Raw genomic sequence first — 24,383 nt, forward strand, 5'->3', positions numbered from 1 at the left:
GGTGCTGCACACGGGGCGGCGCGTTTTCGGATGCGTCGCCCCGTGCCTATTCCGGATCGAGGACGCAGCGGAAAAGCGCGTGTCCGCTCGCCAGATACTTGCGTTCGAACGGCGTCATCGGCACTTCGGGCACGAATGCCTCGACGGTCGCGTTCCGGCTGACCAGCAGCCCGACCGCCAGCGCGAATTCCTCGACGTAAATGCGCCAGTTGCTGCGGCACTCGATGATGCCGCCCAGCGCGAGCACCCGCGGAAACACCGGATGCGCCGGCCAGCGGCGCGCGAGCTGGCCGATCTTGGGCCACGGGTTCGGGTAGAGCATGTACTGGCGGGCTGGGCGATAGCCGCCATCCAGCAGCAGGCGCCAGATGTCGGCCATGTCCGCACGCAGCAGCAGCGCGTTGACCGGCAGTGCCGGTGCACGCGACAGGCGGTCGGCCGACTGGTCGACGCCGAGCACGAAATGATCGGGAAAGCGCTCGGCCAGATGCAGCGTGCTCTCGCCGACGCCACAGCAGCTGTCGACGATGAGCGGCGCGCCGGGGCGACAAGCCGCCGCGAAGCGCTTGAACGCCTCCGCACTGTAGGGGGCGACCGGCTTGCGGTAATCCTGCCCGCGGCGGCGTTCGATCAGCACCGCCAGCTGTTCGTGCGGCCCGGTCTGCGTGCTCACCGGCACGCGCGAACGGCCGGGCAGCTCGGTCACGACAGGTAGCGCCGCCCGGTCTGGCTGATCCACACCGACCACGCCAGTATCATCGGATGCGCCATTTCCAGGCCTTCCTCGAAAGCGGCCGAATAGAGCTTGGTCAGTGGGCCCAGTTCGATGCCGTAATCGACCGACAGCACGGCCGGCAGGCGATCGATCAGCTTGCCAACCACCACCAGCGCGGTGCCCGCCATCAGCCAGGCGCCGGACCGCGAACGCCAGCCGCCCTGCAGGAACAGGAAGCGCGCGATCACCAGCCCGGCGTAGAGCACCAGCGCCACCAGAAAGATGGCGATCGCACCGCAGACCAGCTTTTCCTCGAAGGGACGCGCCGCGTCACGGTAGAAGCTGTTCTTCAGAAAGCTCTCACCGGTGAACAGCTTGTGCCAGTCGGCCTCGCGCGCGGCAAACGCCAGGCACAGCAAGGCGAAGGCCCAGGCGCGCGCGCCCAGCGGGCGGATGCGCAACAGCACGATGACCGCCGTACCCAGCCAGCCGGCGATCGACAACTGCTCGAATGGCCCCACTTCGGAGAAGGTCCAGTGGAAAGCCTGCTCGTTCAGCGCAATCGGCAGCAAAGCAAGCAGCAGCGAGTAGGCAATCAGCAGCCACACGATGCGGCGGTCAGTTGTCGTCATGTCGTATCCGTATTCAGTTGCGTGATATCAGCCGGCGATAGACGGCGAGATTGCCCTCGACCATCGCATCCACCGAAAACTCCGCCAGTATGCGTGCCCGCCCCGCCTCGCCCAAACGGCGGCGCAGCCTGGCATCGTCGAGCAGGCGGACCAGCGCCGCGGTCAGGGCCGCACTATCGCCGGGCGGAATCAGCAGCCCGCTGACGCCGTCAGCTACCGCCTCCGGCAGTCCGCCGGCACGCGAGGTGACGATGGGCACCGCGGCGGCCGAAGCCTGCAGCAGCGATACGCCCAGCCCTTCCATGTCGGCCGGATGAGCCAGGATGTCCAGCCCGCCCAGCCAGCGTGGCAGGTCTGTACGGAAACCGGCAAAGCGGATCACCTCCGCCAACCCCCGCTCCGCCACCTCGGCTTCCAGTTCCTCGCGCAGCGGCCCCTGCCCGAAGAAAATCACCCGGACATCCGGATGGCTCGCACGCAGCACGGCCATTGCCTCGATCATGTAGCGATGGCCCTTGCGGGCGATCAGCTGGGCCACCACACCGATCACGCGCGCATTGTCCGGCAGGCCGAACTCGCGGCGGAAGGCGACGCCATCCACCGGTTCGAGGTAGGGGGCGGCATCGACCGCACTGCGCACGCAGCTCACCCGCTGCGGAGCCAGCCCCTCGGACAGCAGCACCGCGCGTATGCCGTCGGAAATGGTGATCACGTGGTCGTACAGGCGGTACTTCAGCGCGACCAGCCAGCGCGGCTCCGGGTTGTCGACGCGGCGCGACAGCACGCAGCGGGTGCCGGTCAGCTTCGCGGCAATGCCGCCCCACAGGTCGGCGCCGCGGCGGCTGTGCAGATGCACGATGTCGGGCCGCTCGGCGCGGATCAGACGCGCCAGACGCAGCGCCATGCCGGCGTCGGCGTCGCCGCCCATCTTCATCTCGACCACCCGGGCATGGCCGGCGCAGGCAGCAGCGATGCCGGCGCCCGGCGGGCAAGCCAGCACATTGGCCACACCGCGTCGCGCCAATCCCTCGACGATGTAGGCGACCTGGCGCGCACCGCCGTAGTAGTGCTTGCCGGCTTCGACGTGCAGCACCTTCATGCCGCGAGCGCCTTCGCCGCCTCGTCCAGCACCCGGTCCGGCGTGATGTCGCGCAGGCAGGTGTACGCGCCGCCGCAGGTCGGCCGGCGCTTGCACGGCGAACACTGCAGGCCCAGCCAGATCACCCGCGCGTTGGCGCGACCTGTATTCGTATAGGGACAGGTCGAACCGAAGATCGCCACGGTGGGCGTCGCGAAGGCAATGCCCATGTGCGTGAGCCCGGTATCGACGCCGACCAACAGGCCGGCGCCACGCACCAGCGCGGCCGCTTCCGGCAGCTTCGTGCGGCCGACCAGATTGACCAGCCCCGGCGCGCCGGCGGCGATGCGTGCCGCCGCCTCGGCGTCGGCCGGTCCGCCGAGCAGCACCGGGGTCAGTCCCGTCTGCGCGGCGAGCTTGGGCGCCAGCGTCTGCCACGCATCCTCGAACCAGTGCTTCTGCGGCCGCGTCGTGAACGCGGCGAACACGGCATAGCGGCCTGGCGTCAGCCCATGCTCCGCCAGCAACACCTGCGCGCGGACGTCCGCGTCCGCGGATACGTGCAGTGTCGGCAGGAAATCGCCCGTATCCAGACCGAGCTGTTCTGCCAGATGCAGGTATTCGGATGAGATGCGCGCGATATCGCCGCCGCGCGGCACCACGCGCGTCATCAAACACTGGCTGCCCTCGCGCGAACCGAGGCCGATGCGTGTGCGCGCGCCCGCCAGCCAGGCGAGAAAGCCGCTCTTCAGCAGGCCCTGCAGATCGAGCACGGTGTCGAAGCGGTGGCTGCGCAGTTCGGCACGCAGTGCCCTCACCCGCCGCCACAGCTCACCGTAGCGGCGTTCGCGCCACAGTCGCGTCCACTCCGCCTTCGGCCACAGGATGCGGGCATCGATGTTCGGGTCGTGCGCGATCAACGCGTCGATGCCGGGCTCGACCAGCCAGGCGATGACGGCGTCCGGATGCGTCCGCCTGATCGCTGCCGCGAGCGGCGACGCGAACACCACGTCGCCGATGGCCGAGGTGCGGACGATGAGGATGCGCTTCAAGCCGGTCGCCCTCGCACGCCGCACCATGACGCCGCAGTGAACAGCACGAACATGAGGGTGGTGTTGGATCGCATCAGATAGGACTCGAACAGGCAGATGACGATGAGCAGCAGTGGCAAAGCCTTTCGCACGCGCTCCCGCCCATCTGCCGGCGCACCGAGAAACCAGGGCAGCAGCAGCACGGCAGCCAGCGCAAGGGCACCCAGCATACCGGCGGCCGTGAGGACGTAGAGATAGTGATTGTGCGGATTCCAGGCCGGTTTCCACTTTGGCGTGTAGCGGGCGTTCATCTCCCGATAGGCCTCGCGCGTATCGCCGAGACCGACGCCGATCAACGGGTGCTCGGCGAACACGCGCCACGCGTTCGCGGCATAAACGATGCGCTGGCTGACCGACGCCTTCGGCAACTCCTCGTAACGGACAACTTCGTCGAACGCCCGGTCCACTCTCAAGCGAAAGTAATCGTTGCCATAGTACCCGCCGAGCACGATGCCGCCGACCAGCGCGGCCGCCACGCCCGCCGCCAGCATGGGCCGGCGGACCAGGCGCTGGAACGCGAGCATGGTGAGCAACGCGAGGAAACCGACCAGACCGGCCCGCCCCCCCGAAATCAGGAGGTTGAAAACGGTGGCTGCGAACAGCGCCACGTAGGCCATCCGGGCACGCAGCGAAGTCAGCTCGAACAGCAGGCGGTGCGCCGACAGATAGCCGGCCAGTGCCAGCGCCGGCGTATACAGAATGCGATCGACGAACGGCGCCGTGTCGTCGGCCCCCTTGTCGACACGTATGCCGTCCGGCAACTCGGGCCACACGTGCAACTGAGCCCAGTTGTAGAAGGTCAGCAGCTCGCACATCGTCACCGACAGCAGGAAGGCGCTGACGTAGCGGGCGAAGTGCGCACGCTGTGCGACGCTCAGATACAGCGGAAACAGCAGGAACAGGTACTGCCGGCCAAGAAGCCGCCGCCCCCACGACAGGTCATCGGACCACAGCAGCGAGAGGGCGAACACGGCGAAGTAGGCGACGAAGGCCCACACCAGCGGCTCGGCAGCCAAGACACGCAGTTTCTGCCCGAGGCGCCCCTCGATCAGCCAGAGCGCCAGAATCAGCACGGTGAGCCAGTACGCCGGCGCGACCGTCACCGGGATCATGAAGAACACGCCCGCCAGCAGCCATGAATTGATCGCGGGTATCCGCGCGCGGAAATCGGCGAAAATCATTCGATCTCCACACCGCACTGCTCGAAGGTCGTCCTCATGTCCTTCCGTTCATCCGGTGTCTTGAAGTTCACCGCCCGCCAGCCGAAAGCGCGCACGCGCACTCCGGGTGCGTAGATCTGCCGCGCGATCAGCAGCGCGGTCGAGCGTACGCCAACGACGGCGGTGTAGGGGGTGCGCGCCATATGAACCTCCAGCGCGCAGTCCGGCTCGATCAGCCGGTAGTCGGGATGACGCAGCTCGTGCGCGGCGTCCTTCGGGTGCGCCTTGTAATCGATATCGGTGATGCCCTGCGCCGCCAACCAGTCGCGTATGCGCACCGTAGTCGCCGCCACGTCGGCGGCGCTCATCAGCCCGAAACCGGTCAGTGGCTGCCCCACCACCAGCGCGCGCCGCACCTTGTCATCCGCAGCCGGCGTCGGCGCATCGACCAGCAGCGGCAACACCACCACCTTGTCGGCCGGATACTCGTGCGGCAGCCCCGGCAGCACGTAGATGCGGTCGCAGAACGGCGCATCCGAGCCGATGCGGTCGCCGGAAAAACAGGTGTAACGCAATTCCGGCGCGAACAGGCTGCGCAGCAGCCGCACGCGCTGCGCCAGTCTTTTCGTGAAACTCAGCGGATAGCGGCGGATCGAGATCAGGCCGTCGGGCAGGATGCGCGCGTGCACTTCGCGCGCGCCGACGGCGCGCGGCAAGGCATGCAGGAAGTAGTTGATCGCCTCGGTATCGAACACCGCGCTGTGGACGATCAGGCGCTCGCACTGTCCGACCAGCCCGCTCACCAGACCGACGTTGGCGCGCAATCTCCGATGCCGGCCAAAAGCGCCGGGCAGCGGCTCCCAGCGCGGCCACGGCATATAGGTACACGCGTCCCACTCGGCCGGATCGACGGCCGACTTCATGCCCGGTTTGTACCAGACCAGCACCTGCCGTGCGCCGGGCTCGAACGCCTGCGCAATGCGCCGGGCAGCGAGGTACTGCAGCGGCGAAGCGACGAAATAGAGGGCGACGGAGCCGGAAACGGACATGCCGGAAGGCGGTGTGGGAAATTTGCGAAGGCGTGATGTTACTTGTTTGAGCAGGTGGACGTGCTGTCCGCACCACCCCACGCCTACGCTGGCCCCGGAGCAGGCATCTTCCATCCGCATCGCCGGGAACGGCGCCCCGCCCCCTGTCCAGCCCTGCCTTCGGCGCGCAATTGCTGCCACCCTGCATGCGTGCGGCATTGCACAGCAAATGAAGAAGGAGACGGAATGACGATGAAACATCTGTGGCGCAGCCTTGTACTGAGCCTGGCGGTAGCGGCCTCCGGCAGTGCGTGGGCGCAGTCCGCCCATGAGCGCTTCGAGGCGTCGGTGAAGACGGCCGTTGCGCCGCTGACCGACCGCGCAGTCACCGGCATGAAGGTGCTCTACCTTGGCGCGGAACACAGCCCGTGGCTGGACAGCGGCTTTCCGGTGAAGGCCGGCGACCGGGTGACCGTACTGCTGCAGGGCCGGGTATGGCTGTCGCGTCACTACGACATTTCACTCGAAGCGCCCCTCCAGCTGTGGCGCCGCATCGGCGAGAACGGAGCGATCTCGCGCGGCCTCGACACCACCGATACCTTCACCGCCGCGGAGAGCGGCACCGTACAGTTGAAGAACCTGCCCACCCGCTGGCTCGACGCGAAGGGCCGCTACCAGGGTGAGGCGCCGCCCGCCAGCCCCGACGCCGGCGGCGGCATCAGCGTGGCGCTGATCCGCTGGGCACCGGACGCCGACGTCGCGGCCAACCTCGCGGCACTAGCCCTGCAGCCGGCTGCGCCCGACTGGGCGGCGCCGGCCCTGGCCCGTCTGCAGTCGCCACCTGTCGCGCCCGAGGGCTGGCAGTACCTGTGGGAACTGGGCCCGGCGGAAATCTTCCGCGAGGTCCACGCTGACGACGACGGTGGCCCGAGGCGCCGCATGCACACGCACACGCGCAACGACGTCGCCATCCTGCAAAAACCGGCCGAGGTCGCGCTGACACCGGACACCGAACTCAAGTGGTCGTGGCGGGTGGACCAGCTGCCGGGCAAGCAGGCCGAGAACAGCGTGATCACGCACGACTACATCAGCATTGCGGTCGAGTTCGACAACGGGCAGGACCTGACCTATCTGTGGAGCAGCGCGCTGCCAGTCGGCGAAACCTTCCGCTGCCCGCTGCCCGGCTGGAAAGACCGCGAAACCCACGTCGTGGCGCGCTCGGGCAATGCTGATCTCGGGCGCTGGCTGAACGAGTCGCGCAATGTGCTGCAGGACTACGCAAAGGCGGTCGGCGGGCCGCCGCCGCAACGCATCGTGCGTGTATGGCTGATCGCCAACAGCGTGTTCGGACGCAGCGAAGGCCGCGCCCAGTTCGGCGACATCCGCATCGGCGCCAACGGCAGCGACCTCGCCGTCTGGTAGTACCGCGTGCAGCGGGCCGGCGGACTCAGTTCTCCGGCCCCATATCCACCCGCGCCCGCACCTCGAACTCGCGCTCGACATAGGCCCACTCGGGCGACGCCCGCAGCACGTCCAGCAGTGCGTCGAACTCTGCTTCGTGTTCCGGCGCGAATTCGAACCAGGTCAGGAAATCGAAAGGCTCGTCCGGCGACAGGTCGCGGCAGTGATGCAGCCGGCGCGCCACCGCCGGCAACACGCGCAGACCATGCGCGATGTGGTGCGACTGCTCTTCCATGATGGCGCGCCGCTCGTCCTGCGCCAGCGCCCACCAGGCCGCCGACTTGCGGATCGGGATCAACACCGCACAGGCTGCGCTGCTGCGACCGAGCGGCGGCGAGGCGGCAGTCAGCGTCTTTTTCTCGTCGCGGGTGACGTAGCGCTCGTTGCTGGTGATGCCGCGCAGCGACCACAGGCCGCTGCGCGCTGCATCGCCGGCGATGCGGTCGAGGCGTGGCGCCTCGGCCAGCGCCTCGCCGATGACGGCGCGTACTTCGGTAATGCGCCAGGGGCCGTCGGCACCGGCGGCGAAAGTCCATAGGCGTTCTGTCATGGCTGACTCCGGTCTGGGTGGACGATCAGGCTGAGAGGCGACCGTCGCCCGATTCTGCATGCATCAGCCATGCCCGCCTGGCACTGGCCTTGCACCGTGCAGCGGGTCGCCGCATGCGCGATGGCGGAGAAATTCGCCGCCAGAATGCACCACATCGGTGCGGAAACGGCTTGCCGACGCGGCAAACATCCTTGCCCCGTAGGCGCTGCCGCGACGCCCCACCGTGCAATCGCAGCCAGACGACACGACCGGATTCCGGACGCCGCACTCCGGATACCGGACTCCCGACGCCACCCGCGCACCCGGCTACTGCCTGCCCTGCGCACCCGTTCAGGACCGCCACCATGACCTTCCGCCGCTTCACGCGTCTGCGATGGACGCCGCCCTTTCGCCACGCGCTGCTCGCCAGCGCAGCCCTGCTCTGCGCCGGCACAGCCGGCGCCCAGATGACCTTGCAGGGCCCAGGCGACAGTTCGCTGACGCTCGGCCTGTGGCTGCGCGCCTCCTACGTCAATGCCGAAGAGGCGCGCCCGGCCGGCGGCAGTGCGCACGACAGCGGCTTCACGATGGATTCGGTCCGCCTGCTGTCGTCGGCGAAATTCAGCCGGCGCGTCGGCGCCACGCTCACCTTCGAACGCCCGCCGGCGAAGGACATGCAGCTGCTCGACGCCATCCTGCAGTTCGAACTGGCAGAGGGGCTGAACCTGTGGGCCGGCCGGCTGGTGCCGCCAACCGACCGCTCGAATATGGCGGGCAACCAGTTCGCCAACGTGTGGGGCTACCCCTTCGTGTCGCTCTATCCGAATGCCTTCACCGGCCGCGACGACGGCGTGCTGCTGTGGGGCAATCTGTACGCCGACCGGCTGCTCTACAGCGTCGGCGTGTTCGAGGGCAAGAACCGCGGCAGCGGTCTGTCAAATGCCTCCAGTGAGCCGCTGTTCGCCGCCCGCTTCGCCTGGAGCTTCCTCGACCCGGAACCCGGCTACTACGGCACCAGCACGTATTACGGCGACAAGGAGGTGTTCACGCTGGGGGCCGCGCTGATGAGCCAGAAGGACGGCGTCGGTGTGGCCGGCGCCCGCGGCGACTATCGGGCGTGGAACCTCGACGCACTGTATGAAACCCGCCTGCGCTCCGGCGGCGTGCTGACGGTCGAAGCCGCCTGGTATGACTACGACACCGACGGCGTGGCCGACGTGGCGCCCGCCGACCCGCTGTGCTCGCGGGTGAGCAACTGCGGCGGCGCCTTGCAGGCGGACGCCGCACTGCTCACCGTCGGCTACCTGATTCCGCACGCGCTGGGTCCCGGCCGCTTCCAGCCCTATGTACGCTTCCAGCGCCTCGATCCGGACGCCGGCGCACGCGCCGAACAGTGGGACGTCGGCACCCACTACGTCATCTCCGGACACAAGGCACGCCTCACTGCGGTGTATTCGAGCGCGAAGAGCGAGGGCGCGGCCTCGCTCGACCGCTTCGTGTTCGGCCTGCAGCTGCTGTACTAGGGCAGGTTCAGTCGCTGGACGCGCGCATCGCCAGCGCGGCGGCAGCGGCGCGGGTTTCGACGCCCAGCTTCTCGTAGATGTGCTCCAGGTGCTTGTTAACGGTGCGCGGGCTCATGCCGAGGATGTCGCCGATGTCGCGGTTGGTCTTGCCCTTGGCCAGCCAGGACAGCACTTCGGCCTCGCGCGGCGTCAGCTGGGCGCCGGCGATGCGGGTGCTCGATTCGCCGCGCTTCCTGACGTCGAGCAGCAGCATGTGTTCGCCCAGCCCGACGGCGCCCAGGCTGCGTGCATACAGCGCCTGGTCGCCCTGCTCGCGCAGCAGTCGCGCGTCGGCGGCCGGGTCCGCGGTGAGCCCGGCCGGATCGCCCAGCCAGTCGGCGGTCGAGGTCGCCCCCGGGTCGATGCCGAACTGGCCCAGGCACTCGCCGGCACGCGGCGAGCGCCAGGCGACGCGGCCGAGCGCATCGACCACCAGCACGCCGAGGCCGGCCACGTCCACCGCCTGGCGGGCGATGCGCACCGCGCGCGCGTTGCGCACGTGGGCGGTCAGCCGCGCCAGCACCTCCTCGACACGCAAGGGTTTGACCACGTAATCGGTGCCGCCCGCAGTGAAGCCTTCGACCACTTCGGCGGTGCCCGACAGCCCGGTCATGAAGATGATGGGCACGTGGGTGAGACCCGGCTCCTCGCGGATGCGGCGGCAGGTTTCGAAGCCGGACAGGCCGGGCATCACCGCGTCGAGCAGGATGGCGTCGGGCACCACCCATTCGAGACGGGCCAGCGCCGACGCGCCGTCGTGTGCGATCAGCACGGTGTAGCCGGCCTGCGACAGCGCGTCGCACAGGAAGCCGAGCGAATCGGGCGCGTCGTCGACGACGAGCACGACCGGTTGATGGAATTCAGAGTGCATGGGCGTCGCGTTGTAATAGTTGTGTGAAGCGTATGAGGTCAAAGCCGTCGACCAGCGCGCGCAGGCGACGGCAGTCTTCGCGTGCGGCCTCGGACCGTTCGGAAATCGCGTCCAGCAGCGTGGCGATGCCATTGACGTGACCGAGCCGCGACAGGCGCAGCAGCGCCGCGCGCTCTTCGTCGTCGAGCGCGGCCAGCGGCGCGTCGGCGGCCGGCTCCGCCTTCGGCGGTGCGGCGTCTGCCGGTTCGTCGACATGCCAGGTGAGGTCCAGCGCCTCGCGCAACTGGTCCAGCAGTTCGGATTCCATCACCGGCTTGGGCACGAAGCCGGCGCAGCCGGCGGTGCGCAGCAGCTCGCTGCGGTTCTCGAACACATTGGCAGACACCATCAGCACCGGAATCGGCGCGCCGTCGAACTCGCGCAGCCGGCGCGCGGTTTCCCAGCCATCCATGCCGTCCATATTGATGTCCAGCAGCACCACGTCCGGGCGCACGCGGGCGACGCAGTCCAGCGCCTCGCGACCGCTGGCTGCCTCGTCGACGTCGAAACCGAGCGGCGCCAGCATGCCGGTCAGCATGTGGCGCTGGGTGGCGTCGTCGTCGACCAGCAGCACGCGCATGCGCGGGCCTTCGTAGCCGATCACGGTACGCATCGAGCGCGTCTGCGTCGGTACCGACAGGTATTCGGGCAGGTAGAGCCGCAGGCGGAAGGTCGAGCCGCGGCCGAGCTCGCTCTCCAGCGTCAGTTCGCCGCCCATCAGCGAAGTGAGCATGCGGGTGATGCTGAGGCCCAGGCCGGTGCCCGGCTCGGCGATGACGCGGCCGCTGGCGCTGCGCTCGAAGGGCATGAAGATGCGGGCGTGGTCGTCCGCCGCGATGCCGGGGCCGGTGTCGGCGATCTCGAAGCGCGCCACCTCCATCCGGTAATCGATGCGCAGCACCACCTCGCCGCGCTCGGTGAACTTGACCGCGTTTGCCAGCAGGTTGATCAGCACCTGGCGCAGCCGCTTGGCGTCGACGCGCACATAGTCGGGCAGCCGGCCGGTCGTTTCGATGCGGAACTGCAAGCCCTTGCGCGCCGCCTGCGGCTCGAACATCTTGGCCAGATCGTCCAGCAATTCGCGCAGCGGCATCGGGGCCGGGTCCAGCCTGAGCTTGCCGGCTTCGATGCGCGCCAGATCGAGCAGACCGTCGATCAGGCCCAGCAGATGTTCGCCGCTGCGCAGTATCGTGCCCAGCGCGCGCTTCTGCGTGTCGTCGCCGCCGCCCTTGCCAGCGTTGCCGCTGTTGCCAGTTTCGCGCAGCAGGATCTGCGCGTAACCGAGAATGCTGTTCAGCGGCGTGCGCAGTTCGTGGCTGATGCCGGTCACGTAGCGAGTCTTGGCAAGGTTGGCCGACTCTGCCGCGTCTTTCGCCTTCTGCAGCGCGAGGTCGGTCTTGCGGTGGGCGTCGATTTCGCGCATCAGCAGCTGGTTCTGCCGGTTCGATTCGTCCTGCGCCAGCCGCCGGCTTTCCGAACCGAGCACGATCCACCAAGCGCACACGGCACACAGCAGCACCAGCAGCGCGAAGGTTTTCGACAGCGTGAGCTGCAGGCTGTCGCGCGCCGCCGGGTAGAGGCCACTGACGATGGCTTCCTGATAGAACACGACGCCGAAGATGACCGCCAGCAGCACGGTAAGCGACAGGAACACCACCAGGAAATGGCCGACGCGGAAGTTCACCCGTCGCGCCAGCTGCACCGGCAGGATGGCGTTCAGGAAGGCGTGCAGCTGGTCGGCCGCGCTGGCGTCGGTCTTGCAGCGGTCGTGGCAGCGCGATTCGAGCGTGCAGCAAAGCGAACAGATGGGCTGGCCGTAGGCCGGGCAGTACGCCATGTCCTCCGATTCGAAGCTGTTTTCGCAGACGTGGCAGGTCACGGTCTGGCCCGGTCGCCACTGCGTGGCACTGCGCCGCGCGAGGTAGTAGCGGCCGCGCGTGGCGAGCGCGATCAGCGGCGCCGTGACGAAGGCGGTGGCCAGCGATATGAAGGGCGAGAAGGCCTGCGCCATGTCGCCCATCCAGCCGGTGTAGGCGAGCACGGATACGACGGTGGCGATCAGCATCGAGCCGAGGCCGACCGGATTGATCTCGTACAGATGGGCACGCTTGAACTCGATGTGCGAGGGCGACAGACCGAGCGGCTTGTTCACGACCAGGTCGGCCACCAGTGCGCCGACCCAGGCGATGGCGAGATTGGCGTAGAGGCCGAGCACGTGCTCCAGCGCCTCGAACACGCCAAGCAGCATCAGCAGCAGCGCGATCACCACGTTGAACACCAGCCACACGACGCGGCCAGGGTGGCTGTGCGTGAGGCGGGCAAAGAAATTCGACCAGGCGAGCGAGCCGGCGTAGGCATTGGTCACGTTGATCTTCAGCTGCGACACGATGACGAACAACGCGGTCACCGCCAGCACCACGGCCGGCGAATCGAACACGTAGGCGAAGCCGGCGAGATACATCTGCGTCGGTTCGACCGCGCGGTCCACCGGCACCATGGCCTGCAGCGCGAGGAAGGCGAGGAAGGCCCCGCCCAGCATCTTCACCATGCCCGGCACCACCCAGCCGGGGCCGGCGATCAGCACCGAGGCCCACCAACGCACACGGTTCTCGCGCGTCTTCTCCGGCAGGAAGCGCAGGTAATCGACCTGTTCGCCGATCTGCACGACCAGCGAGATCGCCACCGTCGAGGCGGCGCCGAACATGATCCAGTCGAATTCGCTGCTGCCCGAACTGCGGCCGCTGAGGCCGGTGAATTCCGCGTACAGGTGCGGCGCCTGCCACCACACCGCGAGGTAAGGCAGCACCAGCAGCACGATCCACAGCGGCTGCGTCCACAGCTGGATGCGGCTGATCAGCGTGACACCGTGGATCACCAGCGGAATCACCACCACCGAACACAGCAGATAGCTCCACGCCAGCGGCAGGCCGAAATACATCTCGAAGGCGAGCGCCATGATGGCCGCCTCGATGGCGAAGAAGATGAAGGTGAAGCTCGCGTAGACCAGCGAGGTGATGGTCGAGCCGAGATAGCCGAAGCCTGCGCCGCGCGTGAGCAGGTCCATATCCACACCGTACTTGGCGGCGCAGTAGCTGATCGGCAGGCCGGTCAGGAAGGTGATCAGCCCGACCAGCAGGATGGCATACAGCGCATTGGTGAAGCCGTAGTTCAGCGCGATGGCGCCGCCGATCGCCTCCAGCGCGAGGAAGGACACCGCGCCGAAGGCCGTGTTGGCGACCCGCCACTCCGACCACTTGCGGAAGCTGCGCGGCGTGTAGCGCAGCGCATAGTCCTCGAGCGTCTCGTTGGCGACCCAGGTGTTGTAGTCGCGGCGGATCTTGAATATCTGGTGGGTGGCTTCGGACATCGGGGCAGGCGCTGACGCGATCGAGGCCACACCATGCAAGAAATGCTCCGGGCAGCGAAACCGCGCGCTGCCCGGAGCCCAAGTGCAGCTTCCCTCCACGCCGCGCACCCCGACGGTGCCCTCGGCAACATCCTGGTGCAGTGCGACAGCGCAGGATTCCACCTTAGCACCGGCCCACCCCGATCGCGGGTGTTGCGCCGAGTACGCACATACGTCAATCGACGTATTCCGACTACGCACCCCCGAACACTACTTTTCGCACCGCAGCGAGCGATTGCGGTGCAGTGCACAAAACGATTCAACGGCCGCAACCGGATCGCCTGAAGCTCCCCAACCCCTTCCGCTCAGGAGAAACGATATGGCTGACAAGAAAGACACGATTCCGGCACCGCTCACCGACGAACAGCGTCGCAAGGTTCTGCTCGGCATGGCGGCTGCACCGGCGCTGATGGTGCCCGGCGTCAGCTTCGGCAATGCGCAGTTCCCGACAGCCAAGGTCAATACGACCAAGCTCGCGGTGACCGACACCGAAGTCATCGTGGGTCAGCTGCACTCCGCCACCGGCACGATGGCGATTTCGGAAACCGGCTCCATCCAGGCCGAACAGCTGGCGATCGACCAGATCAACGCGATGGGCGGCATCCTCGGCCGCAAGATCAAGGTGATCAAGGAAGACGGCGCCTCCGACTGGCCGACCTTTGCCGAGAAGTCGAAGAAGCTGCTGGTGAACGACAAGGTGGCCTGCGTGTTCGGCTGCTGGACCTCGGCCTCGCGCAAGGCGGTGCTGCCGGTGTTCGAGAAGGAGAACGGCCTGCTCTACTACCCGACCTTCTACGAAGGCCTGGAGCAGTCGAAGAACGTCATCTACACCGGCCAGGAAGCCACCCAGCAGATCATCTGGGGTCTCGACTGGGCGTCGAAGGAAAAGAAGGCCAAGACCTACTTCCTGGTCGGCTCCGACTACATCTGGCCGCGCACCTCGATGAAGATCGCGCGCAAGCACATCGAGTCGGTCGGCAAGCTGGGCAAGGTGGTCGGCGAGGAGTACTACCCGCTCGGCCACACCAACTTCAACTCGCTGATCAACAAGATCAAGGTCGCCAAGCCGGACTGCATCTTCGCAGCGGTGGTGGGCGGCTCCAACGTGGCCTTCTACAAGCAGCTGAAGGCGGCCGGCATCACCGGCGTCAAGCAGTTCCTGCTGACGCTGTCGGTGACCGAGGACGAAATGCTGGGCGTGGGCGGTGAAAACTTCGCCGGCTTCTACTCCTCGATGAAGTACTTCCAGTCGCTCGACAACGCCAACAACAAGGCTTTCGTCGAGGCCTTCAAGAAGGCCTACGGTCCGAAGTCGGTGATCGGCGACGTGACCCAGGCCGGCTATCTCGGCCCCTGGCTGTGGAAGGCCGCGGTCGAGAAGGCGGGCAGCTTCGATGTCGACAAGGTGGTCGCCGCCTCGCCCGGCATCGAACTGAAGAGTGCGCCGGAAGGCTACGTGAAGGTCCATGAGAACCATCACCTGTGGTCCAAGGCACGCATCGCCCAGGGCCAGCCGGACGGCACTTTCAAGGTGGTCGCGGAATCGGCCGACCTGATCGAACCCAACCCCTTCCCCAAGGGCTACCAGTAAGACCCCGGCGTGCCGCCCCGGCGCAGACCGGGCGGCGCGCCTCCTTTCCCTGCACCGGCCGGGCTCTGCCCGGCCAACCGTCCGGAGGTCCGTCATGTCATTCGACGAAATCTACAACATCGCCCTGATGCAGGGCTTCGCCGGGCTGAGCCTGTTCTCGGTCCTGCTGCTGATGGGCCTCGGCCTCGCCATCATCTTCGGCCAGATGGGCGTGATCAACATGGCGCATGGCGAGTTCATGACCATCGGCGCCTACACCATCTTCATGTTCTCCAGCCTGACGGAAACCTATGCGCCCGGGCTGGTGCAAGCCTATTTCCCGATCGCCATCGTCGCCGCCTTCTTCATCGCCTTCGCCTTCGGCTGGCTGACCGAGTGGGCGCTGATACGACATCTGTACAAACGGCCGCTCGATACGCTGCTCGCCACCTGGGGCCTGTCGCTCGGCATGCAGCAGGTGTTCCGCTCGACCTTCGGTCCGAAGGAAGTGAGCCCCACCCTGCCCGAGTGGCTGATGGGTTCGTGGGCGCCGTCCGAAGGGCTGGACATCCCGATCAACGGCCTGTTCGTGCTCGGCCTCACTGCCGTGGTGACCGGCGGCGTGCTGCTCGCGCTGTACAAGTCGCGCTGGGGGCTGCGTGTGCGCGCCACCGTCGCCAACCGGGCGATGGCCAACGCCACCGGCATCAACACCAAGCGCACCGACCGCCTCACCTTCGCCATCGGCTGCGGCATCGCCGGCGTGGCCGGTGCCGCCTTCACCACCATCGGTTCGACCGGTCCGACCTCGGGTTCGCTCTACATCGTCGATGCCTTCCTCGTCGTGACCTTCGGCGGCGCCGCGTCGCTGCTCGGCACCGTCGCGTCGGCCTTCGGCATCGCCCAGACGCAGTCGATCGCCGAGTTCTTCCTGACCGGTTCGATGGCCAAGGTGCTCACGCTGCTGCTCATCGTGACCATCCTGATGATCCGTCCGCAGGGCCTCTTCGCTTCGAAGATTCGCCGCTGAACGCGATCCGTACCGACTTCGCACCTTCCAGGAGATTCACATGGACGCATTCAAGAACTGGGTCGCACGAACCGGCATGGGGAGCGTGCTCATCCTCGCGCTCGTCATCATGGTCGTGTTCCCGCTGACGATGGACATCTTCCGTCTCAACCTCGTCGGCAAATACCTCACCTACGCCTTCGTCGCCGTCGGCCTCGTCATGCTGTGGGGCTACGGCGGCATCCTGAGTCTCGGTCAGGGTGTGTTCTTCGGCCTCGGCGGCTACATGATGGCGATGTTCCTGAAGCTCGAGGCCTCCGATCCGGAGTCGACCAAGATCCAGAGCACACCGGGCATTCCGGACTTCATGGACTGGAACCAGATCACCGAGCTGCCGTTCTGGTGGGAGCCGTTCAACCACCTGCCGCTGGCGCTGATCGCGGTGGTGCTGGTGCCGATGCTGCTGGCCTTCATCATCAGCTTCGCCATGTTCAAGCGCCGGGTCGGTGGCGTGTATTTCGCCATCATCACGCAGGCGGTGGCGCTCATCCTGACCGTGCTCATCATCGGCCAGCAGGGCTACACCGGCGGCGTCAATGGCATCACCGACCTGAAGACCCTGCTCGGCTGGGACATCCGCGACGACTCGTCGAAGTACGTCCTGTACTTCGTCAATGCCGCGCTGCTGATCGGCGTCATCCTGCTCTGCCGCTGGATACAGATGTCCAAGCTCGGCACCCTGCTGCTGGCAATGCGCGACAAGGAAGACCGGGTGCGCTTCTCCGGCTATGACGTGGCGATGTTCAAGGTGTTCGTGTTCGTGCTGGCGGCCGGCATCTCGGCCATCGGCGGCGCGATGTTCACGCTGCAGGTCGGCTTCATGTCGCCGTCCTTCGTCGGCATCGTGCCGTCGATCGAGATGGTCATCTTCGCTGCAGTGGGCGGCCGCATGTCGCTGGTCGGCGCGGTGTATGGCGCGCTGCTGGTCAACGCCGGAAAGACCTACTTCTCCGAGAGCGCGCCCGACCTCTGGCTGTTCCTGATGGCCGCGCTGTTCATCGGCGTCGTGCTCGCCTTCCCCAACGGCCTGGCCGGTCTGTACGAAAGCCACGTGAAGCCCTGGTTCTCGCGTCGCAAGTCGGTCGCCAAGCCGGCTGCGTCCGCGGGCGAACCGCCGGCACCGCCCTCGGCCCCCACCCATAAGTCCGCACCGCCCGCCGCGCTGCCCGGCGGCGTACAGGGCCAGTCGGCCTGACACCGCGCCCGACCTGACAGGAGACCGACATGAGCAATACCGACTTCGTACTGGCGATCGAGGACCTGACCGTGTCCTTCGACGGCTTCAAGGCGATCGACGCGCTGACCCTCTACGTCGATCGCGGCGAGCTGCGCGTGATCATCGGCCCGAACGGTGCCGGCAAGACCACGCTGCTCGACCTGATCTGCGGCAAGACCAAGGCCAGCGGCGGCAGCATCAAGTTCAAGAACGTGGAGATGACCAAGCTGCAAGAACACAAGATCGTGCGCGCCGGCATCGGCCGCAAGTTCCAGACGCCGTCGATCTACGAAAACCTTTCGGTGTTCAAGAACCTGGAAGTGTCCTTCCCGCGTGGCCGCAGCGTGCTCGGCGCACTCGGCTTCCGCTGCACCGACGAGGTGAAGGCGCGCGTGCAGTCGGTGGCCGACGAGATCGGCCTCGGCGACGCACTCGACACCGAAGCCGGCCTGCTCAGCCACGGCCAGAAGCAGTGGCTGGAAATCGGCATGTTGCTGATGCAGGAGCCCGAGCTGCTGATGCTGGACGAACCGATCGCCGGCATGAGCGTGCGCGAACGCGAACTGACCGCCGAACTGCTGCAGCGCATCTGCAAGGGCCGCTCGGTGATCGTGATCGAGCACGACATGGATTTCGTCAAGCGCATCGCCCACAAGGTCACCGTCATGCACCAGGGAAAGATCCTCGCCGAAGGATCGATGGACAAGGTGCAGAACGATCCCAAGGTCATCGACGTTTATCTGGGCCACTGAGTCGGCGGCCCCGCCCACGCGCCAGTCACCGAAAAAGGACACCACCATGCTGAACGTCAAGGACGTACATGTCGCCTACGGGCAGAGCGAGGCACTGCACGGCATCTCGTTCGAAGCCAATGCCAACGAAACGGTCGCCATCATGGGCCGCAACGGCATGGGCAAGACCACGCTGTTCAAGTCGCTGATCGGCATCCTGCCGCTGAAGAGCGGCCAGATCGAAGTCGCCGGCAACGAAGTATCGAAGGACGAAAGCTACAAGCGCGTCGCCAAGGGCATCGCCTACGTGCCGCAGGGCCGGATGATCTTCCCGACGCTCACCGTCGAGGAGAACATCCACACCGGCCTCGAAAATGCCAGGGTCAAGAAGGTGCCTGACGAGATCTACGCCCTCTTCCCGGTGCTGTGGGAAATGCGCCGCCGCAAGGGCGGCAACCTGTCGGGTGGCCAGCAGCAACAGCTGGCCATCGCCCGCGCGCTGGTGACCGACCCCAAGGTGCTGCTGCTCGACGAGCCGACCGAAGGCATACAGCCCTCGATCATCAAGGACATCGCGCGTGCGCTGAACGAAATCCGCAAGTTGCGCCAGATCACCATCGTCGTGTCCGAGCAGGTGCTGAGCTTCGCGATGGACGTGGCCGACCGCCTGTTCGTCATCGAAGGCGGCCGCCTGGTCCATGAGAGCACCCGCGCGGAAACCGATACCGCGCACATCAAGCAGTTCCTGTCCGTCTGACCCCGCCCACCGCCGCAACACCGCCCAACCGCCCCTTCCACCCAAGGAGATCAACATGGCAGAGACCCTGATCAAGGTAGACCTGAAGCAGTCGCCGTATGAGAACGACATGGTGCACAACCGCTGGCACCCGGACATCCCCATCGTCGCGTGGGTGAAGCCGGGCGACGACTTCAAGATCGAAACCTACGACTGGACCGGCGGCTACATCCAGAACAACGACAGCGCCGACGACGTGCGCGACGTCGACCTGACCACGGTGCACTTCCTGTCCGGCCCGATCGGCGTCGAGGGCTGCGAGCCGGGCGACCTGCTGGTGGTCGACATCCTCGACATCGGCGCCAAGGAAGACAGCCTGTGGGGCTTCAACGGCTTCTTCTCGAAGAAGAACGGCGGCGGCTTCCTGACCGACCACTTCCCGCTGGCGCAGAAGTCGATCTGGGACATCAAGGGCATGTTCACCGAGTCGCGCCACGTGCCGGGCGTCAAGTACGCCGGCCTGATCCACCCGGGCCTGATCGGCTGCCTGCCCGATCCCAAGCTGCTCGAAGAGTGGAACAAGCGCGAAATCGACTTCATCAACACCGACCCCGAGCGCGTGCCGCCGCTGGGCTGCCCGCCGTGCGCGCCGACCGCCCACATGGGCCGCCTGAAGGGTGAGGCGCGCGACAAGGCAGCGATGGAAGGTGCGCGCACCGTGCCGCCGCGCGAACACGGCGGCAACTGCGACATCAAGGACCTGTCGCGCGGCTCGCGCATCTACTTCCCGGTCTATGTAAAGGGCGGCGGCCTGTCGATGGGCGACCTGCACTTCTCGCAGGGCGACGGTGAAATCACCTTCTGCGGCGCCATCGAAATGGCCGGCTGGCTGCACCTGCGGGTGAACATCATCAAGGACGGCATGAAGAAGTACGCGGTCAAGAACCCGATCTTCAAGCCCAGCCCGATCACGCCCAAGTACGACGACTACCTCATCTTCGAGGGCATTTCGGTCGACGAACAGGGCAAGCAGCACTACCTCGACGTGCATGTGGCCTACCGCCAGGCCTGCCTGAACGCGATCGAATACCTCAAGAAGTTCGGCTACTCGGGCGCCCAGGCCTATTCGATTCTCGGCACCGCACCGGTTCAGGGCCACATCAGCGGCGTGGTCGACATTCCGAACGCCTGCGCGACGCTGTGGCTGCCGACCGACATCTTCGACTTCGACATCATGCCGACCGAAGCCGGTCCGCAGAAATTCCTCGACGGCAGCGTGCAGATGCCGATCTCGGAAGACGTCTGAGGACGCTGCCATGCCGACCTACGACTTTCACTGCGAGGCGCATGGCAGCTTCTCCGCCATGCGCAGCATCGCGCAGCGGGACGCGCCCTGCCTCTGCCCGGCCTGCGGCCAGCCGGCCGCCCGCCAGCTGATTTCGGCGCCGGCCTTCGCCGACATGCCGGGCCAGCTGCGCAGCGCGCACGCCACCAACGAACGCGCACGCCACGAGCCGAAGCTGGCCAGCCGCACGCACGGCCCCGGCTGCTCGTGCTGCAGCGGCAAAACCAGCAAGACCACGGCTGTCGCGCGCGACGGCTCTAAGGCCTTCCCGACAAAACGCCCCTGGATGATCAGTCACTGATCGCCCGGTCCGCCCCATTTGCAGTCCGTCATTGCAGTCCGCTCTTTGAACCTCGCACCTTGAACCTCAACAACCGGGAGTCCAGCACCATGAAGAACATCACCAAGAACCGTCTGCGCAAAGCCAGTGCTCTTGCCGTCGCCCTCGCCGCCTGCGGCAGCGCGAACGCGGGCGTCACCGTTGCCGGTCCCGGCGAAAGCTATCTGACGCTCAGCCTGTGGGCGCGCACGTCCTACACCAACGCCGAAGACGCCGCACCGAACGGCACCTCGCGCTCGAACGACTTCTCGGTGGACTCGGTCCGTATCATCACCAGCGGCAAGATCACCAAGAACATCGGCGGCATGATCAACTTCGAGCGCCAGTCCGACGAATCGATGCGCATCCTCGATGCGGTCGCGCAGTTCGAACTGACCGAAGGCGTGAATTTCTGGTTCGGCCGCATGCTGCCGCCGACCGACCGCGCCAACATGGCTGGCCCTTACTTCGCCAACGTGTGGGAATACCCGATGGTGTCGCAGTACCCGAACGCCTTCACCGGCCGCGACGACGGCGCGCTGCTGTGGGGTAACGTGCTCGGCGGCAAGCTGCTGTACTCGGTCGGTGCCTACCAGGGCAAGAACCGCGGTACCGGCCTGTCGAACGACTCCGACGATCCGCTGTACGCCACCCGTATCGCCTACAGCTTCCTCGATCCGGAACTGGGCTACTACGGCACCAACAGCTACTTCGGCAGCAAGGAAATCTTCACCGTCGGCATGGCCTACCAGATGCAGAAGAACGGTGTCGGCACCGCACTCGCCCGCGGCGACTACCGCGCATGGAACATCGACGCGCTGTACGAAACCAAGCTCGCCAGCGGCGGCGTGATGACGCTGGAAGGCGCCTGGTACGACTACGACACCGACGGCGTGACCGACGTGACGGCCGGCAACATCCTCTGCACCAACGTGAACAACTGCGGCGGCGCACAGGCCGGCGACGCCTGGCTGCTGACCGCCGCCTACCTGATCCCGACCAAGATCGGCATCGGCCAGTTCCAGCCCTACACCCGCTACCAGAAGTTCAACGCCGACACCGGCGGCGACACCAAGCAGTGGGACTTCGGCCTGACCTATGTGATGGCCGGCCACAACGCACGCATCACCGCGGTGTACTCCGACATGGAAAACGCCGCCGGTACCGACACCGACAAGTTCGTGCTCGGCGTGCAGCTGATGTACTGATCCACCTCGACCCACCGGCGCGCAGGGCGCCGGGCCGGTCGATTCCAGGGCACGCTGCGGCGTGCCCTTTTTTGCGTCCATGCGACACCGGTCACCGCGACGGGCAGCAACGATGCGCCGCGTCACCGCCCTGTCACACGGATGGGCTTGAATCGGCGGCGTGAATGCTCCCGATCCTCTCGTTCGGCGCGTGCGCGCCATCTTCCTGTCGGACATCCACCTTGGTACACGTGGATGCCAGGCCGAGGCGCTGCTCGATTTCCTGCGCCACCACGAATCCGACTACCTCTACCTCGTGGGCGACATCATCGACTTCTGGGCGATGAGCCGCTCCATACACTGGACGCCGTCGCAGAACACCGTCGTGCAGAAGATCCTGCGCCGCGCGCGCAAGGGCACCCAGGTCGTCTTCATCCCCGGCAATCACGACGAAGCGCTGCGTGAATACACCGGCACCGTGTTCGGCGACATCGAACTGCAACGCGAGTACATCCATCAGGCTGCCGACGGTCGCCGATACTGGCTGGTGCATGGCGACGACTTCGACCAGGTCACGCGCCACCACCGCTGGGTCGCTCTGCTCGGCGACGTCGCCTACAACCTGCTGGTCAGCATCAACTCGCGGCTGTCCTGGCTGCGCCGCACGCTGGGCATCGCCGGCTACTGGTCGCTGGCCGGCTATGCCAAGCGCAAGGTGAAGAGCGCGGTCAGCTTCATCTACGACTTCGAGGATTCGGTCATGCACGAGGCGCGCACGCGCGGCGTCGATGGTGTGATCTGCGGTCACATCCACGCGGTGTCGCTGCGCGAGGTGCAGGGGCTCACCTACATGAACTGCGGCGACTGGGTCGACAGCTGCACCGCCATCGTCGAACACGCCGACGGCCGCTTCGCCATCGTCGACTGGGGGCAGGAACTGCGCGCCGCAGGACCGCGCACGGCGCTGGCGGTGGAGGAAGAGACGGCCGAGGCCTGAGCGTGTCAGATGGTCGGTAGCCATTGCTGCTGACGCGGTCGATAGACTCAACGCCGCGTACTGTCCACCGCCGCTGTCGGGGTCAGAAGACCCCTCCCACAGCCCCCCCGCTCCAGCCACCGATCGGGTACGCCCCTTTGTTGGAGCGGCCTTGGCCGCGACGCGGCCGTTGCTGGCCTTAGGCTTCGATCCCCGCCGCAATCGCGAGCAAGCTCCCACAAGGAAAGCCCAGCTCCTGCGAATGCGCGGGCATGGTGTCGTGGGAGCGACCTCTGGTCGCGATGCGGCGTTGGCGGGCCGAAGACCACTGCCACGACCGCCGCCTCTGTCAGCCGTCCAGTGCAGCCGCCGGTCCGAAGAACTCGTAATGGGTCTGTGCAGCCGGCACGCCCAGTTCCGACAGCTGCTTCTTCACCCGCGCCATGAAAGGCTTGGGGCCGAGGAAGTAGGCGTCCAGCGCCGACGGTTGCGGCAGCCAGCGTTCGAGATGCAGGCGCTCGATGAAGCCTTCGGCGTGCGCCTGGTCGCCGTCGCGCGGTTCGCTGTACACATAGAAGCGCTTCAGCTTCGGGTGCCGCTGGGCCAGTGCGTCGACGTGGTCGCGGAAGGCGTGAACGCCACCGTGACGCGCGCAGTGGATGAAGTGCACCTCGCGGCCTTGGTCCAGCGCCGCTTCCATCATCGGCAGCGCCGGCGTGATGCCGACGCCGGCGGTGATCAGCGCCACCGGACGGTCGGATGCACGCAGCGTGAAATCGCCGGCCGGCGGAAACAGGTCGAGCACGTCGCCCACGTTCACCGCCTCGTGCAGATGACCGGACACCCGGCCGCCCGCCTCGCGCTTGACGCTGATGCGGTAGTCGCGACCGTTGGCGGCGGCCGACAGCGAGTAGTTGCGGCGCATTTCCTGGCCGTCGATGTTGACCCGCAGGCCGATGTATTCGCCCGGCGCGTGGCGCAGCACCGACTGGCCGTCCACCGGTTCGAGATGGAAGGAGGTAATTTCGTCGCTCTCGCGCACCTTGCGTGCGACGCGGAAGGCGCGCGCACCGCGCCAGCCGCCGTCGGCCTGCGCGTGGTCGGCATAGACCGACTCCTCGGCGCCGATCAGCAGGTCGGCCAGCTGGCCGTAGGCCGCGGCCCAGGCTTCGATCACCGCGTCGGTCGCGATCTCGGCACCGAGCACCTCGCGGATGGCGCGCAGCAGGCAGCCGCCGACGATGGGATAGTGCTCGGGCAGCACCTGCAGCGACACGTGCTTCTGCACGATCTGCCCGACCAGCGGGCCGAGCGCTTCTAGGCGGTCGATGTTCTTCGCGTACATCAGCACGCCATTGGCGAGCGCGCGCGGCTGGTCGCCGCTGGCCTGGTGCGCCTGATTGAACAGCGGCTGCACCTCCGGGTGTTCGCTCAGCATGATGCGGTAGAAGTGCGTGGTCAGCGCTTCGCCGCCGCTCTCCAGCAGCGGCACGGTGGCCTTGATGACGGCTCGGTGTTCCGGGCTCAGCATGGTTTTCTCCTGACAGTGAATGAAACGCCGGCGCGAAAGTCCCGTGACGCGCAGGCACGCCTTCCCTATCAAGCGCCGTGCCATCGAATGGCTTCTTTCAGATCAGTCACTTGCAGCGAGATCGAGTTGAA

The 24,383-nt window shown here is 66.6% G+C and carries 21 protein-coding genes; 11 read left to right on the forward strand and 10 right to left on the reverse strand.

The window, feature by feature from the left end:
* Nucleotides 1-46 precede the first annotated feature (46 nt).
* Genes trmB through AC51BJ_RS01795 form a run of 6 tightly spaced genes read right to left on the reverse strand, consistent with a single transcriptional unit; the run spans nucleotide 47 to nucleotide 5,725 of the window.
* Nucleotides 47-706 carry a tRNA (guanine(46)-N(7))-methyltransferase TrmB gene (gene trmB / locus AC51BJ_RS01770; protein WP_496279135.1) on the reverse strand — a complete coding sequence of 220 codons (660 nt, stop codon included), beginning with the start codon at nucleotides 704-706 and terminating at the stop codon, nucleotides 47-49.
* A complete protein-coding gene (locus tag AC51BJ_RS01775) occupies nucleotides 703-1,347 on the reverse strand; it encodes a hypothetical protein (protein ID WP_430433398.1) in 645 nt (214 codons plus the stop codon). The genes trmB and AC51BJ_RS01775 overlap by 4 nt, the downstream gene beginning before the upstream one ends.
* A 13-nt stretch (nucleotides 1,348-1,360) precedes the next feature.
* Nucleotides 1,361-2,446 carry a glycosyltransferase gene (locus AC51BJ_RS01780; protein WP_496279136.1) on the reverse strand — a complete coding sequence of 362 codons (1,086 nt, stop codon included), beginning with the start codon at nucleotides 2,444-2,446 and terminating at the stop codon, nucleotides 1,361-1,363.
* Nucleotides 2,443-3,477 (reverse strand): glycosyltransferase family 9 protein, encoded by a 1,035-nt coding sequence (locus tag AC51BJ_RS01785; protein WP_496279137.1) that lies wholly within the window; start codon nucleotides 3,475-3,477, stop codon nucleotides 2,443-2,445. Before AC51BJ_RS01785 ends, AC51BJ_RS01780 begins: the two co-directional genes overlap by 4 nt.
* Nucleotides 3,474-4,697: an O-antigen ligase family protein gene (locus AC51BJ_RS01790; RefSeq protein ID WP_496279138.1), complete on the reverse strand. Its 1,224-nt coding sequence runs from the start codon at nucleotides 4,695-4,697 to the stop codon at nucleotides 3,474-3,476. The genes AC51BJ_RS01785 and AC51BJ_RS01790 overlap by 4 nt, the downstream gene beginning before the upstream one ends.
* Entirely contained in the window at nucleotides 4,694-5,725 is a 1,032-nt protein-coding gene (locus tag AC51BJ_RS01795; RefSeq protein ID WP_496279139.1) for a polysialyltransferase family glycosyltransferase, read from the reverse strand. The genes AC51BJ_RS01790 and AC51BJ_RS01795 overlap by 4 nt, the downstream gene beginning before the upstream one ends.
* Before the next feature lie 225 nt (nucleotides 5,726-5,950).
* Between AC51BJ_RS01795 and AC51BJ_RS01800 the strand changes: the two genes are divergently transcribed.
* Nucleotides 5,951-7,126 carry a DUF3047 domain-containing protein gene (locus tag AC51BJ_RS01800; RefSeq protein WP_496279140.1) on the forward strand — a complete coding sequence of 392 codons (1,176 nt, stop codon included), beginning with the start codon at nucleotides 5,951-5,953 and terminating at the stop codon, nucleotides 7,124-7,126.
* 25 nt (nucleotides 7,127-7,151) lie between these two features.
* Here the strand turns inward: AC51BJ_RS01800 and AC51BJ_RS01805 are convergent, their stop codons facing one another.
* Nucleotides 7,152-7,715: a chlorite dismutase gene (locus AC51BJ_RS01805; RefSeq protein ID WP_430433391.1), complete on the reverse strand. Its 564-nt coding sequence runs from the start codon at nucleotides 7,713-7,715 to the stop codon at nucleotides 7,152-7,154.
* A 344-nt stretch (nucleotides 7,716-8,059) separates the two neighbouring features.
* On the opposite strand from AC51BJ_RS01805, the gene AC51BJ_RS01810 reads away from it, so the two are divergent.
* The gene (locus AC51BJ_RS01810; RefSeq protein ID WP_496279141.1) at nucleotides 8,060-9,217 is read left to right on the forward strand and encodes a hypothetical protein; all 1,158 of its coding nucleotides are present in this window, start codon (nucleotides 8,060-8,062) and stop codon (nucleotides 9,215-9,217) included.
* A 7-nt stretch (nucleotides 9,218-9,224) separates the two neighbouring features.
* Here AC51BJ_RS01810 and AC51BJ_RS01815 read toward each other — a convergent pair whose 3' ends face one another.
* Nucleotides 9,225-10,127 (reverse strand): response regulator, encoded by a 903-nt coding sequence (locus tag AC51BJ_RS01815; RefSeq protein ID WP_496279142.1) that lies wholly within the window; start codon nucleotides 10,125-10,127, stop codon nucleotides 9,225-9,227.
* The gene (locus AC51BJ_RS01820) at nucleotides 10,117-13,533 is read right to left on the reverse strand and encodes an ATP-binding protein (protein WP_496279143.1); all 3,417 of its coding nucleotides are present in this window, start codon (nucleotides 13,531-13,533) and stop codon (nucleotides 10,117-10,119) included. Before AC51BJ_RS01820 ends, AC51BJ_RS01815 begins: the two co-directional genes overlap by 11 nt.
* Before the next feature lie 358 nt (nucleotides 13,534-13,891).
* Here AC51BJ_RS01820 and urtA point away from each other — a divergent pair, with 358 nt between their 5' ends.
* From urtA to AC51BJ_RS01865, 9 genes are all read left to right on the forward strand, one after another.
* Nucleotides 13,892-15,163 (forward strand): urea ABC transporter substrate-binding protein, encoded by a 1,272-nt coding sequence (gene urtA, locus AC51BJ_RS01825; RefSeq protein WP_019918871.1) that lies wholly within the window; start codon nucleotides 13,892-13,894, stop codon nucleotides 15,161-15,163.
* Nucleotides 15,164-15,257: 94 nt separating this feature from the next.
* On the forward strand, nucleotides 15,258-16,172 hold the full coding sequence (gene urtB / locus AC51BJ_RS01830; protein WP_019918872.1) for an urea ABC transporter permease subunit UrtB: 915 nt from the start codon (nucleotides 15,258-15,260) through the stop codon (nucleotides 16,170-16,172).
* A 40-nt stretch (nucleotides 16,173-16,212) separates the two neighbouring features.
* The gene (gene urtC, locus AC51BJ_RS01835; RefSeq protein ID WP_020164092.1) at nucleotides 16,213-17,406 is read left to right on the forward strand and encodes an urea ABC transporter permease subunit UrtC; all 1,194 of its coding nucleotides are present in this window, start codon (nucleotides 16,213-16,215) and stop codon (nucleotides 17,404-17,406) included.
* A 29-nt stretch (nucleotides 17,407-17,435) separates the two neighbouring features.
* A complete protein-coding gene (urtD, locus tag AC51BJ_RS01840) occupies nucleotides 17,436-18,179 on the forward strand; it encodes an urea ABC transporter ATP-binding protein UrtD (RefSeq protein WP_019918874.1) in 744 nt (247 codons plus the stop codon).
* A gap of 46 nt (nucleotides 18,180-18,225) precedes the next feature.
* Nucleotides 18,226-18,915: an urea ABC transporter ATP-binding subunit UrtE gene (urtE, locus tag AC51BJ_RS01845; RefSeq protein ID WP_430433387.1), complete on the forward strand. Its 690-nt coding sequence runs from the start codon at nucleotides 18,226-18,228 to the stop codon at nucleotides 18,913-18,915.
* 55 nt (nucleotides 18,916-18,970) lie between these two features.
* Complete coding sequence (gene fmdA / locus AC51BJ_RS01850) at nucleotides 18,971-20,200, forward strand: formamidase (RefSeq protein WP_019918876.1); 1,230 nt, start codon at nucleotides 18,971-18,973, stop codon at nucleotides 20,198-20,200.
* 10 nt (nucleotides 20,201-20,210) lie between these two features.
* Nucleotides 20,211-20,540: an FmdB family zinc ribbon protein gene (locus AC51BJ_RS01855; RefSeq protein ID WP_020164090.1), complete on the forward strand. Its 330-nt coding sequence runs from the start codon at nucleotides 20,211-20,213 to the stop codon at nucleotides 20,538-20,540.
* Between the two features lie 89 nt (nucleotides 20,541-20,629).
* The gene (locus AC51BJ_RS01860; RefSeq protein ID WP_024300535.1) at nucleotides 20,630-21,766 is read left to right on the forward strand and encodes a hypothetical protein; all 1,137 of its coding nucleotides are present in this window, start codon (nucleotides 20,630-20,632) and stop codon (nucleotides 21,764-21,766) included.
* Nucleotides 21,767-21,926: 160 nt separating this feature from the next.
* Complete coding sequence (locus tag AC51BJ_RS01865) at nucleotides 21,927-22,742, forward strand: UDP-2,3-diacylglucosamine diphosphatase (protein ID WP_029143612.1); 816 nt, start codon at nucleotides 21,927-21,929, stop codon at nucleotides 22,740-22,742.
* A 328-nt stretch (nucleotides 22,743-23,070) separates the two neighbouring features.
* Here the strand turns inward: AC51BJ_RS01865 and hmpA are convergent, their stop codons facing one another.
* Nucleotides 23,071-24,252, reverse strand: a complete 1,182-nt coding sequence (hmpA, locus tag AC51BJ_RS01870) for an NO-inducible flavohemoprotein (protein ID WP_496279144.1) — start codon at nucleotides 24,250-24,252, stop codon at nucleotides 23,071-23,073.
* Between the last annotated feature and the right edge of the window lie 131 nt (nucleotides 24,253-24,383).

The sequence above is a fragment of the Methyloversatilis sp. S146-33 genome, assembly GCF_059552495.1.